Origin of the sequence: Gynuella sunshinyii YC6258, assembly GCF_000940805.1 — a bacterium.
Classification (GTDB): Bacteria; Pseudomonadota; Gammaproteobacteria; order Pseudomonadales; family Natronospirillaceae; genus Gynuella; species Gynuella sunshinyii.
In genome coordinates, this window is sequence record NZ_CP007142.1 from 1,713,802 (window position 1) to 1,730,413 (window position 16,612).

The window sequence follows — 16,612 nt, forward strand, 5'->3', positions numbered from 1 at the left end:
ATCCCGAATGCGTTTTATAGTCCGCAGTATAGTGGAAAATGTCAGGCGTCAGATAGAGGCATGAAAACCTCTACTTTTAATCCGCCATAGGAAGAGACGGAAAATGTCATCTTCCCTGAGTATCCATTAACGATATCGTGACACATGGATAAGCCAAGGCCGTGTCCGGAAATACTTTCATCCAGTCTTACCCCGCGATTGGTGATCATCTGCAGGTCGGACTCGGAAACGCCTTTGCCGTCATCCTCAATAACGATTATCCAGCCCTGGGGTGTAATGGTGATGGAAAGGTAAATATGGCTGCGGGCGAATTTGCTGGCGTTGTCGAGTAAATTACCAAGCAGTTCCAGAATATCGTCGCGATCCTGAGGGATAACCAGCTGCTGTGGGTAGCTGACAGAGCTTTTGACGTCTGGATACAAGGTATTGAAGATCTTGATCAGTTGTTCAATATCTTCGTTTAAAACAGCGTATCGGCCTGGTGTGGCCATCCCGGCAATTCGGGCACGCTTCAGTTCCCGTTCAATAATATGATGGAATTCCGACAGGATTCTTTCGCCTTCGGTTTCCTGATCTGTTGGTAAGTGTTCCAGTAGAGAACGGAAACGTTGAAGCGGGCGTTTGAGTTCGTGGGCGACGTTGCCAACGGCATTTCTGGAACGTTGGATGCGTTGTTCGAGCTGGGCCAGCAATCGTTCTATCTCATCCATCAGTGGCTGGATTTCGATCGGCAGTTTTTGCGAATCCGGTTTGGATTCACCCATATGAATGCTACTGATCATTTGTCGGATGGTATCCAGTTTGCTGAATCCGCGCTCCAGCACCCGATACTGCAGATAGGCCAGCAGCATCATGGTAAAAGTCGATATGGCGATGACCAGTAATACAATCTCGCGCTGGGATTGTTCAATAGGTCGGATATCCTCTGCCACCCAGATGTTCACCGGCCGGTCGCTCTTGGTCAGTGAAACCATGCAGGCATACCATTGTTCATCGATTTCCTGACAACGGTTTTTTTGCCAGGAAGGGGCAATATCGAGATCAAACAGAGAGCGGGAGCGAAACGTCTGGTCATCGGCCTTAACGACAAAATAGTGACCGGAATTGACGCGCAGATAGAGGTCTGACAGAGCATTGCTGTTCAGTTGCCAGTGCTGCTGATCATCCAGACTCAGCGCAGTGATGATGGTGTCTGCATCATGCAGCAGCCGGCTCTCAATGTAGTTCAGGATAAATTTTTCAAAACTGTAGGCAAGTACCGAGATCAGAATGATCAGCGGCAGAGAAATGGTCAATAGCAGGTTGAAGTGCAGATTGCGTTTAAGGGAATACACGTGCCGCCCTATTGAAATTTAAAGCAGTAGCCCTGACCACGCCGGGTTTCGATGGTGGATTTACCGAGCAGCTTGCGCAGCCTGTTAATATATACCTCGATGACATTACTGTCTTTCAATTGATCCTCTTCATACATCCGTTCACTGAGTTCGGTTTTGGAAATAACTTTTCCGGGGTTGCTCATCAGATAATGCAGCAACCGGTATTCGATCCCGGTCAGTTCGAAGGTCTCTCCATCACAGTTGGTGACCTGCTGTCGATCAGTGTTCAGAGTAATGCCGGAACAACATAGCTGATTAGCACTGTTGCCAAAGCGACGCCGGATCAGGACTTCCAGACGGGCGAGCAGTTCTTCGCCGTGAAATGGTTTGCCAAGATAGTCGTCTGCACCGGCTTTGAGGCCATCAACCCGTTCATGCCAGGCATCACGGGCGGTCAGAATAATAACCGGCATGTTCAGATTTTGCTGGCGCCAGTGCCGAAGCACTTCCAGGCCGCTTTTCTGTGGCAGCCCCAGGTCGAGAATGACGACATCGAAAGCCTCTTCGGTACCCAGAAACTCCCCATCAACGCCGTTATCGGCGACCTCTACGGTATACCCGGCGCGGTTCAGTCTGGGTTTGAGTTGTTGTACCAGGTTGAGGTCGTCTTCGACCAGTAGCAGTTTCAAATCTGATTATCCTGATTGGAATTATGGTTATTGTTCATCAATTGGCCGTTGCGTGCATTCACTTTCAACGTGTAGACCACCGAGTCCGCATTAATGATCTCCAACTCATAAATAATAGTATCTCCTTGTTTTTTGACCTCTACATCCAATAGCCGGCCTTCGATTTTATTTTTCTTAAGGATCTGAGTCAGAGGGAGTGTTTTGCCTTCCTTGACCCAGCTATGAACGCGATCGCCATCATGATCGCGTTCGTGGGCTTCGTTATCTTCCCGTTCGTGAGAGTACCCCGGAGGGCTAATCATCCCAATGGCCAAAACCGGGAATATCCACTGTATCTTCATCAAAAATACCTTGTTCTGCCTTGTCGTGACAGGCGTTACAGTTGCTCAGTGAACCTACCTTGGGGTTGTCCTGAACCATTTTTCTTGGAATCTCATGATGTTTGCGCTTATGGAATGGCAGTTCGGTAATTCTCAATGGCGGATCAGCCGGCAGCTTACTGAGGATTCTGCCAATCCTGCCTTTGCGATTCGATTCCTGTTCAAGATAGCTCAGAATTGTCTGCCGGGTGGCATCGTCCAGTTCTGCGTTTTCCCCGAAGTGGTTATCCAGTCCATTCATGATTTTAGTCCAGCTTGTCATGGGAAGCAGCTTGGCCGGATAAGCCATGTGGCAGGCTCCACATTCCTCCGAATAAGTGGTATTCGGAGTGACCAGGGACCGGTCATTGAGTGCGAGTACCCGACCATCGTCGTCGTCATCATCTTCATGTTCACCAAAAAGGCCGGAGAGTGGCCCGGAGGCAAGTGCCATGCTGCTGAGACTGACCGTTAAAATCAGTCCCATAATCAGGACACCCACAAACCACTGCCATTTGTTCATTTCCGTATTCATGTTTTGATTACCTTATTGTTGACTTAACCAGGTCAGAACATCGCCTTTTTCCTGAGCAGTGCATTCCCGCCCAAGGGTCCAGCGACAATTGCGTAACAGCCATTTTTCCACCTTTGCCTGATCCGTCAGCCGGGTCGGGTTTGCCGATGGAGCCATAGGTTCTATGAGCTTGCCGGTATTGGCATGCTTGCCAGGTTTACTGACATCCTGACCATGACACAAAGAGCAGCTGTGACCATCATGATCCTGTTGCCAGAATTCTCCGCCGGCAGTGGCTGAAAACGGTCCTGCCCCCTGCTGACTAAATGCTGCCAGCAGGGTATCGACAGTGCTATCTGCACTGGCAGAGCCGGCCATGATGGCGGATAGCAAAATGAGGGTTTTAAGCAAATGGGTCGGCATGATTTGCTCCAATCATTGAGAACTGTGATCGCTGGTTTTTTTGCCATTCAACATGGCTCTGACCAGGTTCTCCTTGTGTAGCCAGCTGCTGGCAATGACGCCGGCAACGTGCAGAGCAACCAACAAGACAGTCAGGTTGGCAAACAGTTCATGAACTTCTTTGAGGTCATGTTCCTTCATGGTGGCAAAAAAGGTATTGGCCAGAGGGCCTTCACCATCCACAGAGAGCAATGCCATGCCTGAAAAAGCGGTCAGGGTGACCATCAGTAGCAATGCTACGATCATCGCAGCACCGGCAGGATTATGGCCAATAAAGCGTTTGGCCTTACCTTGGGCAATATCTTTGAGGTAGTTGACGGTTGTGCCCGGGCCGGTCACGAAGTTGCGGAACCGGGCATGATGAGTGCCGATCATGCCCCAGATCAGACGGAAGGCCACCAGAGCGACGATCCCATATCCGGCATAAGCGTGTAATGGCATTACTTCGCCTTCGGTCAGATAGGCGATGATGAAAAAACTGGCGAGGGACCAATGAAATACCCGAATCAGAGGGTCCCAGACTTTAACGGTGTTGTTGCTGTGCTGAGTCATGTGCTGCGCTCTTGTTAATAAATTACCGCCAGCTTAATTGCGCAGCCTTAAAACAAACTTAAGTGCAGAACAGAATCACTTCATGACTGATCGTCATGATTATTTGGGAGAGAAAAAGAGTGCTCAGGAGCCGTTGGACTTTACCTGAACGCGCCCTTGCGGATAGAAAATAAGATTGTGAAATATCGTGCTTTCGAGATCGGAGTCATTGCGATATCCGTGTTCGCAATTGGCATCAAAATGAAATGCCTGGCCAGGTTCAAGGGAGTGCCAGACATCTTCGCTGAGTATTGATAAATGGCCGCTGATCACAATGACGTGTTCTATGACGCCGGGTTCGTGAGCGGTCGATTTGCGCATGTATCCGGGCATCAGCTCCAGTTGCAGCAACTCAATTTTCATTTGTGGATCATAGGGTATTAATGGTTGCACCCGCAGCAGGCTGCCGGCAGGTTGATACAGAGTGCCGGAACGATTACCTTCGGTGCCGGCAGTCAGTGCCATCAATTGTGAGAATGATAGTTCATAGCCGCGCGCAATTTTCCAGAGGGTATTGAGGGTAGGGCTTGATTCACCACGTTCGATCTGACCCAGCATCGCTTTGCTCACCCCAGTCTTTTTCGCGGCGGTATCCAGGCTCCATTGATATTGTTTTCTGAGTTGTTTAAGGCCGCTGGCAACCTGTTGCGAAAATTCCATCAAGATGACTCCGATGCTGTTGATTCCATATCACCGTCTGCTACCTGCCGGGTGAGTAAATGGCCAAGTTATAACACATGCACTAATGAATATCCCATGTGTGACATTATGCTGTGTTAAGTTCTTATGATAACTGTTTGGCTGCATGCAGGAACGAAGCACCAGGCCCGATGTTCTGACATGGGAGGTGTAGGAGCAGAGAATTTCTTTTTGGAACATTGAGTGAATTTCATTGTGCGTTATAACGCACAATGATAGGCTGCGCCATCTAATTGATAGTTTGGAGATTCTGAATGTTCAGGGATTTGTCTGTCAGTAACATCAGTGCTGGTCTGATCGCCGTCATCGTGGGGTTTAGCAGTTCGGCCGTGGTGGTGTTTCAGGCCGCAGATGCTGCAGGAACCACTGGTGTGCAAGCCGCGTCATGGTTGTGGGCATTAGGGTTGGGCATAGGGATTACTTCTATCGGTCTGTCATTGCTGCATCGCATTCCTATGGTCACCGCGTGGTCAACACCGGGGGCAGCGGCACTCATTGCCAGTCTGGCGGGTTTTAGTCTTGAACAGGCCATTGGTTCGTTTGTGATGACTGCGGTTTTGATCTTGCTGGCTGGCTGGACCGGCCAGTTTGAACGCCTGACCCGTTCGCTCTCACCCGCCATTGCCAATGCCATGCTGGCAGGGGTGTTGTTGCCCTTTGGCGTTCATGTATTTTCAGCGATAACAGAGCAACCGGTGCTGGTACTCAGTATGATCAGTAGCTATTTCCTGTTTCGTTTATGGCAGCCTAAATATGCGGTTCTGGTCGTGGCTGTACTGGGATTGATGGTCGCGTGGGTGCAAGGGCAGATTCAGGTACAGACATTAAACCTGAGTTTCGGGTATCCGGTGTGGCAGTCGCCGGAATTCTCACTGCGGGCTTTTTTAAGTCTGACGGTACCGTTGTTTCTGGTGACCATGGCTTCCCAAAATCTCCCCGGTATTGCGGTATTGGTCAGTAGTGGTTACCGCTCGCCCACTTCTTCGATGCTGAAATGGACCGGCATGACCACCTTGTTGTTGGCTCCCTTTGGCGCTTTTGCTTTAAACCTGGCCGCGATTACGGCTGCCATCTGTGTGACCGAAGATGCTCATGTCGATAAAGATAAGCGTTATGTCGCTGCCATATCAGCGGGCGTGTTTTATTTGGTGCTGGGATTGATGGCGGGTACCGTGGTCGCATTTTTTGCGTCCGTTCCCGCTGCATATCTGGCAACCCTCGCTGGTTTGGCATTGCTGCCAACGATTGCCAACAGTCTGCTGGCGGCCCTGCGTGACGAGGATGATCGTGAGGCTGCGTTGGTAACACTGCTGGCGACGGTATCCGGGGTGGTGATGTTTGGTATCGGCAGCGCCTTCTGGGGAATGGTGATGGGCTATCTGGTCCACTGGCGCCACGGGATTCTGCAACGGCTGTTATTTACCTATGTTCAGTGGACGAAGTGACGGGCATAACGGGTCAGAGTTTCGGTGAGTTTACGGGCCAGTTCGCTTTTCAGGTCCCAGATATGCCAGAACAATGGAACCTGCAGGCTGGTGCCTGGTTTTAGTTCTATCAGTTCCCCGTTTTCGAGAGCTGGATAGGCCTGTGGCGCGGGAATCATGCCCCAGGCATGACCGCGACGAATAAAGTCCAGGTAGGATTCGACGGATGGGATACGGTGGGTGGGAACGGGTGTGGTAATTCCGAAGTAATGCTCAAGGTAGCGTTTTTCCAGACCATCTTCATGATTGAATTCAAGACATGGCAGGGTCTGCAGTTGAGTGGCGGAAACGTCGTCGCTCATTTGATGACGTTGTTTGAATGCCGGTGCTATCAGGCACAGGTAAGTCATGGTGCCAAGGCTGTAACAATTGCATCCATTGACTGGAGAGTTACTGGAGCTGACACATCCCAGCACTTCACCGCTGAGCAGCAAGTCGTGAGTACGATCCTGGTCGTCGACCCGGATATCGATCAGCAGCTGTTCGGATTGAATCAATGGATCCAGTGCGTCCAGCAGCCAGGTGGCAAGGCTGTCAGCATTGACTCCGATTGCCAGCGTGCGTCGTTGTCCGGTAGGTGGTTGGTAGTGGTTGAGCATCTCATGCTGAAGATGTTCCATCTGCCGAAAGTATTTCATCACGATAATACCGTCATGAGTCAGGCTTGGCGGAGTGGAGCGTATCAAGAGAATTTTCCCCAGCTGCCGCTCTAATTGTTTGATCCGCTGGGAGACCGCTGACTGGGTGAGCCCCAGTTTCCTGGCAGCTTTGTCAAACCCTTGTTCATCTATCACACCGGCCAGAGCCTGCAGTTGGCGAATATCTATCATTAGTATTATTAATGAATCCAAAAAATTATTAATTTAATTGATTTTAGGTAAGGAAATACACTTCTGCCAACATTGAGTGAGGGTATTTCGTTGATGGACTTTGTAACTGTTTTTCTTAAAGGGTTTATGACCGGGGGAAGCCTGATTGTGGCGATTGGTGCTCAAAATGCATTTGTGCTGACACAGGGGGTGCGGAGGCAATATATCGGAACCATTGCGGTGACCTGTACGTTACTGGATATGGGACTCATTTTTTCCGGCATTACGGGGCTGGGGGTGTTGATCTCTTCAAACCAGAGGCTGTTATTGATCGCCTCGGCAGGAGGTGCATTGTTTCTCACGGTTTATGGTGCCCGGTCGTTGCGGACTGCCATGACCTCTCAACAAATGAAACGTAGTGAGATATCGCTGCAATCACATTCCGGTGCCATTGCGGTGACGCTGGGATTGTCATTGCTGAATCCACATGTTTATCTCGACACGGTATTGCTGATAGGTAGTATCGGTGGTCAGTTCGAGACTCCTGCCCGCTACTGGTTTGGTTTCGGCGCGGCATCAGCGTCGGCGGTATGGTTCTTCATGCTGGCTTATGGTGCTGCCAGACTGAGTCCGCTATTCAGCCAACCAATTGCTTGGAAAGTTCTGGATGTGGTGATCGCGGCTGTTATGTGGTCGATCGCCGGTACTCTCTGGTATCAAGCTTGGCTGTATTTTCAGCAGGTGTAGTTTTTGCCCATAATGTATCTGATGACTTCCGAAAACCTTTAGATTGGTGTCGTATCTGACCTGAATAAGGTTGATAAATATTCTTGTTCTCTCTTTTGTGCCTGTTGTGAGTTGGGTCAGGCCGTCGTCAGGGAATCGGCTCTGATTCCTTGCTTCTTATTTGCTCCGTAATCACCGTAAAGACTTATACCAGTTGATATGTAACCGTTTACAGGAGCGAGATTATGCGCTTAAATACCAGCCGTCAAAATTGCCTAACGGTAATAGACGGGATCGAAACAGTTTATTGGGCGTGTGAATACAAATGAGCAGAGATGAATGCTCGGTCCTAATGTAGAAATCAGGGGTGCAGCAGGCGCTGTGACAGGTAAGAGTTAAAACGCACAAATGATTGTGCAGGTGAGTTCATTATGTCGATACAAGCAGAAAGACAATACGGCTATTTTGATGATGCCCATCGGGAGTACGTCATCACGGAACCCAAAACACCATACCCATGGATAAACTATCTGGGGGATACAGCATTTTTCTCATTGTTGTCGAATACCGGAGGTGGTTACAGTTTTTATAAGGATGCCAAGTTCCGTCGTCTCACCCGTTACCGTTATAACAATGTTCCGGTCGATACCGGTGGTAAATACTTTTATATCAAAGACGGCGATGTGGCCTGGTCGCCCGGTTGGAAGCCCATGCGTACTCCGTTGGACAAATACGAATGTCGCCATGGTATGGGTTATAGCCGTATTACTGGAGAGAAAAACGGACTGCGCAGCTCGGTATTGTTTTTTGTTCCCCGTAATGAAGATATTGAAATTCAACAGATGACACTGACCAACCTCAGTGATGAGATCAAAACCATTAAAGTGTTCTCGTTGGTTGAATGGTGTCTGTGGAATGCTGAAGATGACATGACCAATTTTCAGCGCAACTTTTCTACCGGTCAGGTGGAAGTTAAAGATTCTGTGATTTATCACAAAACCGAATATCGTGAGCGTAGAAATCATTATGCGTTCTATTCCGTGAACCAGAAGGTAGACGGTTTCGATACCGATCGGGACGGTTTCCTTGGTGAACATAACGGTTTTGATGCTCCGGCAGTCGTTGATAAAGGTGAGTCCAACTATTCCATTGCCCATGGCTGGTCACCGGTTGCCTCGCATTATCTGGAAATTATCCTGGCGCCCGGTGAGGTGAAAGAACTGATCTTTACTCTTGGTTATGTCGAAATGCCCGAAGACCAGAAATGGGAAGAGCCTGGCATTATCAACAAAACCAAAGCACGTGAAATGATTGACCGTTTCAATACCGTTGATCAGGTTCATTTGGCATTCCGGGAACTCAAAGATTACTGGGATCATCTGCTCAACAAATACATTGTGACAACCGATGACCCACGATTGAATCGTGGGGTAAATATCTGGAATCAGTATCAGAATATGGTGACCTTCAATATGTCACGTTCGGCATCTTATTTTGAGTCCGGTATCGGCCGTGGCATGGGATTCCGTGATTCCAATCAGGATTTGATCGGCTTTGTTCATCTGGTCCCGGAACGTGCTCGTCAGCGTATTCTCGATATTGCGGCTACTCAGTTTGAAGACGGTTCCGCCTACCATCAATATCAACCGCTGACCAAGCGTGGGAATGCAGCCATTGGTGGCAATTTCAATGACGATCCTATGTGGCTGGTGCAGTCGGTTACTGTTTATCTGAAAGAAACTGGTGATTTTTCCATTCTCGATGAGTCAGTACCGTTTAATAATGATGAAAACAATTGTGCGACATTATTTGAGCATCTGACCCGTTCCTTTAACTTTGTAACCCGTAATCTGGGGGAACACGGATTGCCCTTGATTGGCCGGGCGGATTGGAATGACTGCTTGAATCTGAACTGTTTCTCAATGGAGCCCAATGAGAGTTTTCAGACAACTGAAAACCGTGAAGGTGGTCGCGCTGAGTCTGTCATGATAGCCGGTCAGTTCGTTTTGTTTGGTAACGATTATGTCGAGTTATGCCGTTATCGAGGCCAAAATGAAGAGGCGGAAAGAGCCAGTGGGCATATTGATGCGATGATTGAAGCAATCAAAGAACACGGTTGGGATGGTGAATGGTTCCTGCGTGCTTATGATGCATTTGGTCAAAAAATCGGTACCCATGAGGCTGAGGAAAGTAAGATATTTATCGAGTCGCAGGGATTTTGCACCATGGCCGGTGTTGGCCTGAAGGAAGGGCTGGTGGGTAAGTCTCTTGATTCTGTAAATAAATATTTGGCCTGTGACTACGGTATTGTTCTGAATTACCCGGCTTTTTCACGCTATTACGTTGAGTATGGCGAGATCTCCACTTATCCCCAAGGCTATAAGGAAAATGGCGGAATTTTCTGTCATAACAACCCATGGATCATGATTGGTGAAACCGTCCAGGGCAACGGTGATCGTGCATTCGAGTATTACACCAAAATTGCGCCGGCCTATCAGGATGATAAAGTCCGGCTGCATAAAACCGAGCCTTATGTGTATGCTCAGATGATTGCCGGCAAAGAAGCTGCAACTCCGGGGCAGGCCAAAAACTCCTGGTTGACGGGGACGGCTGCCTGGAATTACGTGGCCATCACTCAGGCGATTCTCGGTATCAAGCCACAATATGATGGGCTACAGGTCGATCCCTGCATACCAAAAGCCTGGACCCACTATTCTGTTGTTCGACGGTTTCGGGATGTGACTTACCACATTGATATATTTAATCCGAAAAGTGTCAGCAAAGGCGTGACTGCTGTTGTCGTGGATGGTGAATCTATTGATGGCAATATTCTGCCTGTGTTTGAACCGGGTACTGAGCATCGGGTAACGGTCACCATGGGATGACCTGGTTTCTCTCCCCATCTATCTTTTGTTGTGGGTAGGTGATCAACCCAGCGCAGGTGTGGGGAGAGATATCAGTCACATAAATTTCATCATCAGACACACGGTACTATGATATTTGTCGTCTGCTGGCTAGAATGCACGGCATAGCTCCGTCATTATGTGGTGCACTATATTCTACTGCGCCACTCTAATTAAATGTTTTGCACTCAATATCAATAGCAGGGAATATCTGCATGATCACAATCCGCGATGTATCCAAGTATGCAAGTGTTTCAGTAGCGACCGTCAGCCGGGTGATTAATGGCAGTCGGTGGGTATCTGATGAGACTCGCAAAAAAGTACTTGCTGCCATGAAAGAACTTGGTTATCAGCCAAACTCTTTTGCCCGTTCTCTGGCAACGAACAAATCACAGACAGTTGGTATGGTCGTTGGGGACTTAAGCGGTCCGTTCTTTGGTGAGATGATGCAGTCCGCAGAGCAGATCGTACGTATGGCCGACAAGCATCTGATTATTACCAGTAGTCATGGTACGGTTGAAAGTGAAAGCGAGGCCATCGAATTTTTGTTGCAACGGCGAGTGGATGTTTTGATTCTGCATCTCGATGCGATGCCTGATGATAAGTTGATTGAACTGTGTGAGCAATTGCGGATACCGGTGGTTATCGTCAATCGACTGGTTCCCACGATGGAAGAGCAGTGTATTTCCATTGATAACGAACTGGGTGGTTATATTGCCACCAAACATTTGCTTGAACAGGGGCATCGATCTATAGCTTGTATTGCCGGCCCGATCTATAAAAGTGATTCCCGGTCCCGCTTAAATGGTTATCGCCGTGCACTCATGGAAGCCGGGGTCGATTATAACGAGCATCTTATTGTTGAATCGGACTATACCGAAGAAGGTGGCAAGGCCGCGGTTAAGGAACTTCAGGAGCGCAATCTCTCTTACTCAGCGATTTTTGCACATAACGATCATATGGCCATTGGTGCGATGGGATGGTTAAAAAGTGAAGGGGTTTCTGTTCCGAATGATGTCAGTATCATTGGTTATGATGACATTATCATGGCCCGTTATGTGGAGCCGTCTCTAACGTCGGTTATCATTCCGGTTTCTGAATTCGGGCGTCAGGCTGGTCTGATGGCTTTGCGATTGTCAGGTGAACAACAGGATAACGTTGTTTTGCGCTTCAAACCTGAATTGGTTATTCGTAATTCGACTTGCCGCTACGGCCGTTGAACCTAATATTGTGATTGGCAGATATTGATTGCAGATTTGCCTTTTGCAAATTTTTCTCTACACCACCTTCCCTAACTGCTGAAAAGTCTTGAATAGACTGTTGTAGCGGAAGTGATTTATTGTGCTGTCCTTTCTGTTTTGAGAATCATCGTGTCGCAAGAAAAAGATCCCTTTCCCGGGCGGTTAATTGATTGCCCCGGTTTTTTAAATCTGGCTGCAGGTCGGTTGATTGGCACAATTGCAATGCAGATTCAGGCAGTTGTCGTGGCCTGGCATCTCTACGCACTGACGAATGATCCGTTGGCATTGGGTTATGTCGGGTTGGTTCAGTTTATTCCCATGGCCGTGTTCACGCTGCCGGCGGGGGATCTGGCTGATCGTTTTGATCGACGTTTGTTGTTGACTCTGGCCTGGCTGATACAAGGATGTGCTGCGATTATTCTGCTAATGCTGACATTGTTCCATACTGATCTTTTGTGGCCTTTTTATGCGGCACTGGCATTGTTTGGTGTCGGCAGGGCTTTTGCCGGACCCTCCATGCAGTCTCTGCTTCCGCTGGTCGTTCCCAAAAAGCTGTTGCCTCAGGGAATTGCGTGGAACTCTTCGGCTTTTCAGGTTGCGGTCATCGCTGGCCCGGCTCTCGGTGGGTTTGTATATCTTCTGGGGGCGGGTTTTGCGTTTGGTCTTTGCAGCATGATGTTCTGTATTGGAGCATTGTCTATTTACTTTATAAAGCCACAGTTTCGACAGCAAAAAGGTCCCTCAGGTACGTCGGCATTGGAGCGTTTGAAAGAGGGAGTTAGTTATGTCCGCCATCGCCCGATTGTGCTCGGAGCATTGTCACTGGATCTGTTTGCGGTTTTATTGGGAGGTGCCACGGCCCTGCTGCCAATTTATGCAAAGGATATATTGCATGTGGGCCCCGGTGGGTTGGGGGCGTTGCGTAGTGCGATGGCGGTCGGAGCATTTGTCGTCGGTATTCTCCTGGGGTATTTGTCTATCAGGCGTCATGCTGGATTGATTATGTTTGCCAGTGTGGCGGTATTTGGTCTGGCGACAGTGGTATTCGCCCTTTCAACCAGTTTTGTCCTGTCGCTATTGGCATTGTTTGTTATTGGAGCCAGCGATATGGTCAGTGTATATGTCCGTGCCAGCCTGATTCAGATGGCTACTCCTGATGCCATGAGAGGGCGGGTCAGCGCGGTTAATATGCTATTTATCGGCGCTTCGAATGAGCTGGGAGAATTTGAATCAGGTACCACCGCAGCTTGGTTTGGGGTGGTACCTGCGGCAATACTTGGAGGGGTTGGGACAATAATGATTGTCGGTCTATGGATGAGGTGGTTCCCGGCCTTGCGTAAGGTCGACCGCTTAAGTGACGTGACGTCCTGATTCCAGCTATCTGATGACTCTGGTTACACAAGAGGTTAGCCCCGATGACTAGACGAATTGCGCACATTGTTGGTACGGAAATGTCTGCCGTGATGGGGCAGATGGTGCAGGTCCGACAACTGGAACGGGTCAGTGGAGGGGATATTTGTGACAGCTTCAAAGCGCAGACGAATATTGGTCCGTTGTTTGTCAAACGATGCTCTGCTCAGGATGGCGGCTTGCTGCAGGCAGAGTTCAGGAATTTACAATTGCTGCGTGCAGCGGCTGAAATCTGTGTGCCTGAGGCTATATCTGTGTCTTTTCACGAAAATGATACATTGCTTGTGATGGAGTATCTCGATCTGGCCGGAAATACCCATGATGGCCAATTGGGGCGGCGATTGGCAGCATTGCATCGCCACACAGGGCCAGGTTATGGGCTTGAATATGATAACTATATCGGTCGTACGTTTCAGAGAAATACAGCAGAAGAAACGTGGTCTGCATTCTGGTGGAACAACCGGCTGTTGCCTCAATTGCAGATGGTCTGTGATCAGGGGTTTTCGAATGCAATTGAGAAATATATTCTTCCTCTGAATGAAGTTTGTCAGCGGTTGCTACATAATCATCAACCTGTTCCTTCACTGCTGCATGGAGATCTGTGGAGCGGAAACAAAGGGTATCTCGAGGATGCCACTCCAGTGATATTTGATCCTGCATGCTACTTTGGTGACCGGGAAACAGATGTTGCTCTTACTGAATTGTTTTCTGGGTTTGATGCGGAATTTTACCGTGAATACCAGCAGGCCTGGCCTCTGGATGAAGGCTATCCGCATCGCAAACTACTATATAATCTATACCACTTGTTGAATCATCTGAACTTGTTTGGCGAGTTTTACCTGGCGTCCTGTCTGCAACAAATTCAATACCTTCAGCCATTGAAATAGTCAGACAGAATTACAAACGGCAAATAATTAGCTGATATCCGATTGCGCCTTGCCTGAGCCCATAATGCCTACAGTACTTGGTGATGGAGCTTTGAATAATTACCTAAGACTACTGCGTGGTGTATAAAAATTGCTCAGATCGGTCATTTTTGTTTTATAAACTCCTGTTTAGGATTCTGTATATCCTGTGCCTCGATCAATGATATGCAAGGATAGGGCAAATCCGTTCCCGGAAGATATGTCGACAATGGTGCCTAGTCTTAGTGGCCTCAGCGATACAGATTAGCGGCATGGGGTAAGTGGCTGTTATTGATATGCGAATGTAATGAAGTGTTATATGGCATGACAGGTAGCTAACGAACATCAAGGGATTTCACTGATCGAGAATTCCTGTTCATGGATGTTGTTGCGTACTATTCTTTGGCGCATAAGTTTTAAGTAATGGTCTTGTACCATGAGGCTTTACTTAGAAGGTCTGGCACACTATGCTGTTTTCGCGGATCGTGGCATGGCGCCAAAAGAATTATTACTGGTTTTTAAAATACAAGAACCATATCACAAACTTTTGCGGGCTTATTAGATAGCATATGATCGACCCATTAATCACTAACTGCTGGAAATCTGGCGTGGAGAAGGGCTAGGATGCTCAAACAGTTGTTCCAAACCACTATACTCGTTCTAATCTCAATTGTGTTGTTCAGTTCTTGTGCAACATCCAATTTGAAGTTCCAAGTAGAGTCCTCAGAGACTCTGAATCCTGATGTTCAAGGAAATAATTACGCTGTTATTGTGCGTGTTTATCAATTGACAGATCCCCGTCTGTTTGACCGCGCTCCCTACGATGAGCTTTGGAAAACAGGGCCCGATATGCTTGCTGATACATTGATTTCGGTTCATGAATTCACTGTTCAGCCCGGTTTTGAGGGAGTTCTGAATATTGATAAGAAGCGTGGTGCCGAATATGTTGGCGTAATGGCCTTCTTCCGTTCACGGGAAGGTTCATGGAAGGTATATCAAAAAGTTAAATCCGGAGTGTTCAGTAAATCTGCGAAGCTTAAGCTGAACGTGACAGGATCTAACATCAATATGCAGTATCGATAGTTCTTCCTGCTCAGTCATTAGATAGAATTATTAAAGCCTGGAAGTCTGAAAAGGGTTCTGGGTTTCTGTATTCAGGGATTGTTTATGAAAGGTTTTCGCAAAGTCATTTGGGCTGAAGGTGTATTTCTTGGACAGCAGCATTTTCAAGCCTGGGATATCTACCAGTCTCATTATCAAAAATTAAAGACAAGAATATATGAACCTCATTTCTGGGGGGTTAAAGAGCTTGAATGGAATGAGGCTGCTCTCCAGAATAGTCGTCTTGAACTCGTAAGATGTCTGGCCGTTTTTCCAGATGGTAGTTTGATTGACTATGATCGGAAGTATGACAAACCGGTCAGCTATGATTTGTCGACACTGAATTCAGAATCCCAGGTGCTTGCGCTTTCTTTTCCCAGTAATGATATGGCTGACAGTATCACTGGTTATGCTCCGTCTGGTAGTTCTGTAGGATGGCACGCACAGCATGTTGAAGTACCTGATCAGTATGATCCATCAAGAAAACGTGATGTATTGCTTGGTCAGCCTAATATGCATCTGCATATTTCAGGTGAAGATCGCGCCAATAATGTTTCGTTGAATGTCGTCAGGGTTATTCGTAGCTACGATAATGCTTTTGAGTTGGATAAAAACTATATTCCTCCCGTTCTAAGTCTGGATGCTGCACCAGTGTTATCTGAGCAATTGGGCAGTGTAATCGATATATTGCAGTCTCAGTTTCGGTCTTTGCATGAGAAACGTGTTGGATTGGGGGATGTTGGTTCTTTTTTGTCTTCTGATCTGGCCGATTTCCTGTTGCAGTCAGAGTTGACTGAAGCGCTGGCAGAGCTGCGGGTCATGGGTGACAACAAGGCTGTACCGGCTATTGATTTTTATCGGTTGCTGCGGCGCTATCATGATCGCATCGCTTTGCACCTTGCTCCTGAAAAGGTACCTTTTAATGGTACTTATGAGCACAATGACCTGACCAGCTCTTTCAGTACATTATATCAATCAGTACGAGCTGTTTTAGGTGCTGAGCGCAAACGGGCTGAAGCTGGTATCGCAATTGAAGCTTTGTCTCCAGGACGTTTCCAGTCCACAAAAATCTCCCAAGAAGCATTTGAAAAGTGTTCGTTCTACTTATCGGTTTATATTGATGCCAGTGATACTTCATGGATTGCTCAATTCCCTGCCTTCTTTAAAGTGGCATCTCCGTCTTTGATTGAAAACATGGTGGCCAGCGCCACACCAGGGGTTCAACTGGTTCATACTCAACGCGTTCCTCAAAAAATACGCATTAAATCCGGTTATGAATATTTCTTAATTACCAAAAGCGGTGATGTATGGGCGAGCATATGTCGTGACCAGCAGTTTTCTGCGTTTGCTTTCGGGGAATTTGCACATGCTAAGGTCGAACTGATTGCCGTTGAGGAATAAAT

General features: G+C 47.9%; 16 protein-coding genes. 8 read left to right on the plus strand and 8 right to left on the minus strand.

From position 1 onward, the window contains the following. Positions 1 to 41: 41 nt before the first annotated feature. From YC6258_RS07630 to YC6258_RS07660, 7 genes are all read right to left on the minus strand, one after another. A complete protein-coding gene (locus YC6258_RS07630; protein ID WP_044616477.1) occupies positions 42 to 1,334 on the minus strand; it encodes a sensor histidine kinase in 1,293 nt (430 codons plus the stop codon). Between the two features lie 8 nt (positions 1,335 to 1,342). After that, the gene (locus YC6258_RS07635; RefSeq protein ID WP_044616478.1) at positions 1,343 to 2,005 is read right to left on the minus strand and encodes a response regulator transcription factor; all 663 of its coding nucleotides are present in this window, start codon (positions 2,003 to 2,005) and stop codon (positions 1,343 to 1,345) included. Further along, a complete protein-coding gene (locus tag YC6258_RS07640; RefSeq protein ID WP_044616479.1) occupies positions 2,002 to 2,307 on the minus strand; it encodes a PepSY domain-containing protein in 306 nt (101 codons plus the stop codon). The genes YC6258_RS07635 and YC6258_RS07640 overlap by 4 nt, the downstream gene beginning before the upstream one ends. Beyond that, complete coding sequence (locus YC6258_RS07645) at positions 2,300 to 2,899, minus strand: diheme cytochrome c (protein ID WP_052830145.1); 600 nt, start codon at positions 2,897 to 2,899, stop codon at positions 2,300 to 2,302. Before YC6258_RS07645 ends, YC6258_RS07640 begins: the two co-directional genes overlap by 8 nt. 12 nt (positions 2,900 to 2,911) lie before the next feature. Next, positions 2,912 to 3,301, minus strand: a complete 390-nt coding sequence (locus tag YC6258_RS07650) for a DUF1924 domain-containing protein (RefSeq protein ID WP_044616480.1) — start codon at positions 3,299 to 3,301, stop codon at positions 2,912 to 2,914. 12 nt (positions 3,302 to 3,313) lie between these two features. Further along, a complete protein-coding gene (locus YC6258_RS07655) occupies positions 3,314 to 3,892 on the minus strand; it encodes a cytochrome b/b6 domain-containing protein (protein WP_044616481.1) in 579 nt (192 codons plus the stop codon). Between the two features lie 123 nt (positions 3,893 to 4,015). Continuing rightward, a complete protein-coding gene (locus tag YC6258_RS07660) occupies positions 4,016 to 4,591 on the minus strand; it encodes a helix-turn-helix domain-containing protein (RefSeq protein WP_211264650.1) in 576 nt (191 codons plus the stop codon). A gap of 293 nt (positions 4,592 to 4,884) precedes the next feature. Between YC6258_RS07660 and YC6258_RS07665 the strand changes: the two genes are divergently transcribed. After that, positions 4,885 to 6,075 (plus strand): benzoate/H(+) symporter BenE family transporter, encoded by a 1,191-nt coding sequence (locus tag YC6258_RS07665; RefSeq protein ID WP_044616483.1) that lies wholly within the window; start codon positions 4,885 to 4,887, stop codon positions 6,073 to 6,075. Here the strand turns inward: YC6258_RS07665 and YC6258_RS07670 are convergent. Then, positions 6,060 to 6,944: a LysR family transcriptional regulator ArgP gene (locus tag YC6258_RS07670; RefSeq protein WP_044616484.1), complete on the minus strand. Its 885-nt coding sequence runs from the start codon at positions 6,942 to 6,944 to the stop codon at positions 6,060 to 6,062. The two genes, YC6258_RS07665 and YC6258_RS07670, sit on opposite strands and share 16 nt — an antisense overlap. Before the next feature lie 93 nt (positions 6,945 to 7,037). On the opposite strand from YC6258_RS07670, the gene YC6258_RS07675 reads away from it, so the two are divergent. The 7 genes from YC6258_RS07675 to tssK all read left to right on the plus strand — a co-directional run bounded on the left by YC6258_RS07675 (position 7,038) and on the right by tssK (position 16,610). Continuing rightward, positions 7,038 to 7,670, plus strand: coding sequence for a LysE/ArgO family amino acid transporter (locus tag YC6258_RS07675; protein WP_044619852.1), 633 nt, complete (start codon positions 7,038 to 7,040; stop codon positions 7,668 to 7,670). A 410-nt stretch (positions 7,671 to 8,080) separates the two neighbouring features. Then, entirely contained in the window at positions 8,081 to 10,534 is a 2,454-nt protein-coding gene (locus YC6258_RS07680; protein ID WP_044616485.1) for a glycoside hydrolase family 94 protein, read from the plus strand. A gap of 233 nt (positions 10,535 to 10,767) precedes the next feature. Next, complete coding sequence (locus tag YC6258_RS07685) at positions 10,768 to 11,772, plus strand: LacI family DNA-binding transcriptional regulator (protein ID WP_044616486.1); 1,005 nt, start codon at positions 10,768 to 10,770, stop codon at positions 11,770 to 11,772. A 150-nt stretch (positions 11,773 to 11,922) separates the two neighbouring features. Continuing rightward, positions 11,923 to 13,164, plus strand: a complete 1,242-nt coding sequence (locus tag YC6258_RS07690) for an MFS transporter (protein ID WP_211264651.1) — start codon at positions 11,923 to 11,925, stop codon at positions 13,162 to 13,164. A gap of 44 nt (positions 13,165 to 13,208) precedes the next feature. Beyond that, positions 13,209 to 14,090 carry a fructosamine kinase family protein gene (locus YC6258_RS07695; RefSeq protein WP_082070602.1) on the plus strand — a complete coding sequence of 294 codons (882 nt, stop codon included), beginning with the start codon at positions 13,209 to 13,211 and terminating at the stop codon, positions 14,088 to 14,090. A gap of 642 nt (positions 14,091 to 14,732) precedes the next feature. Next, a complete protein-coding gene (tssJ, locus tag YC6258_RS27160) occupies positions 14,733 to 15,191 on the plus strand; it encodes a type VI secretion system lipoprotein TssJ (protein WP_052830146.1) in 459 nt (152 codons plus the stop codon). An 84-nt stretch (positions 15,192 to 15,275) separates the two neighbouring features. Beyond that, a complete protein-coding gene (gene tssK, locus YC6258_RS07705) occupies positions 15,276 to 16,610 on the plus strand; it encodes a type VI secretion system baseplate subunit TssK (RefSeq protein ID WP_044616488.1) in 1,335 nt (444 codons plus the stop codon). The last annotated feature ends 2 nt before the right edge of the window (positions 16,611 to 16,612 follow it).

Bases quoted from the DNA above. Each gene is read 5' to 3' on its own strand.
- YC6258_RS07665 (WP_044616483.1), top strand. From the start codon at position 4,885: ATGTTCAGGGATTTGTCTGTCAGTAACATCAGTGCTGGTCTGATCGCC.
- tssK (WP_044616488.1), top strand. From the start codon at position 15,276: ATGAAAGGTTTTCGCAAAGTCATTTGGGCTGAAGGTGTATTTCTTGGA.
- YC6258_RS07640 (WP_044616479.1), bottom strand. From the start codon at position 2,307: ATGATTAGCCCTCCGGGGTACTCTCACGAACGGGAAGATAACGAAGCC.
- YC6258_RS07670 (WP_044616484.1), bottom strand. From the start codon at position 6,944: ATGATAGATATTCGCCAACTGCAGGCTCTGGCCGGTGTGATAGATGAA.
- YC6258_RS07655 (WP_044616481.1), bottom strand. From the start codon at position 3,892: ATGACTCAGCACAGCAACAACACCGTTAAAGTCTGGGACCCTCTGATT.
- YC6258_RS07675 (WP_044619852.1), top strand. From the start codon at position 7,038: ATGGACTTTGTAACTGTTTTTCTTAAAGGGTTTATGACCGGGGGAAGC.
- YC6258_RS07695 (WP_082070602.1), top strand. From the start codon at position 13,209: ATGACTAGACGAATTGCGCACATTGTTGGTACGGAAATGTCTGCCGTG.
- YC6258_RS07685 (WP_044616486.1), top strand. From the start codon at position 10,768: ATGATCACAATCCGCGATGTATCCAAGTATGCAAGTGTTTCAGTAGCG.
- YC6258_RS07660 (WP_211264650.1), bottom strand. From the start codon at position 4,591: ATGGAATTTTCGCAACAGGTTGCCAGCGGCCTTAAACAACTCAGAAAA.
- YC6258_RS07645 (WP_052830145.1), bottom strand. From the start codon at position 2,899: ATGAATACGGAAATGAACAAATGGCAGTGGTTTGTGGGTGTCCTGATT.
- YC6258_RS07680 (WP_044616485.1), top strand. From the start codon at position 8,081: ATGTCGATACAAGCAGAAAGACAATACGGCTATTTTGATGATGCCCAT.
- YC6258_RS07650 (WP_044616480.1), bottom strand. From the start codon at position 3,301: ATGCCGACCCATTTGCTTAAAACCCTCATTTTGCTATCCGCCATCATG.
- tssJ (WP_052830146.1), top strand. From the start codon at position 14,733: ATGCTCAAACAGTTGTTCCAAACCACTATACTCGTTCTAATCTCAATT.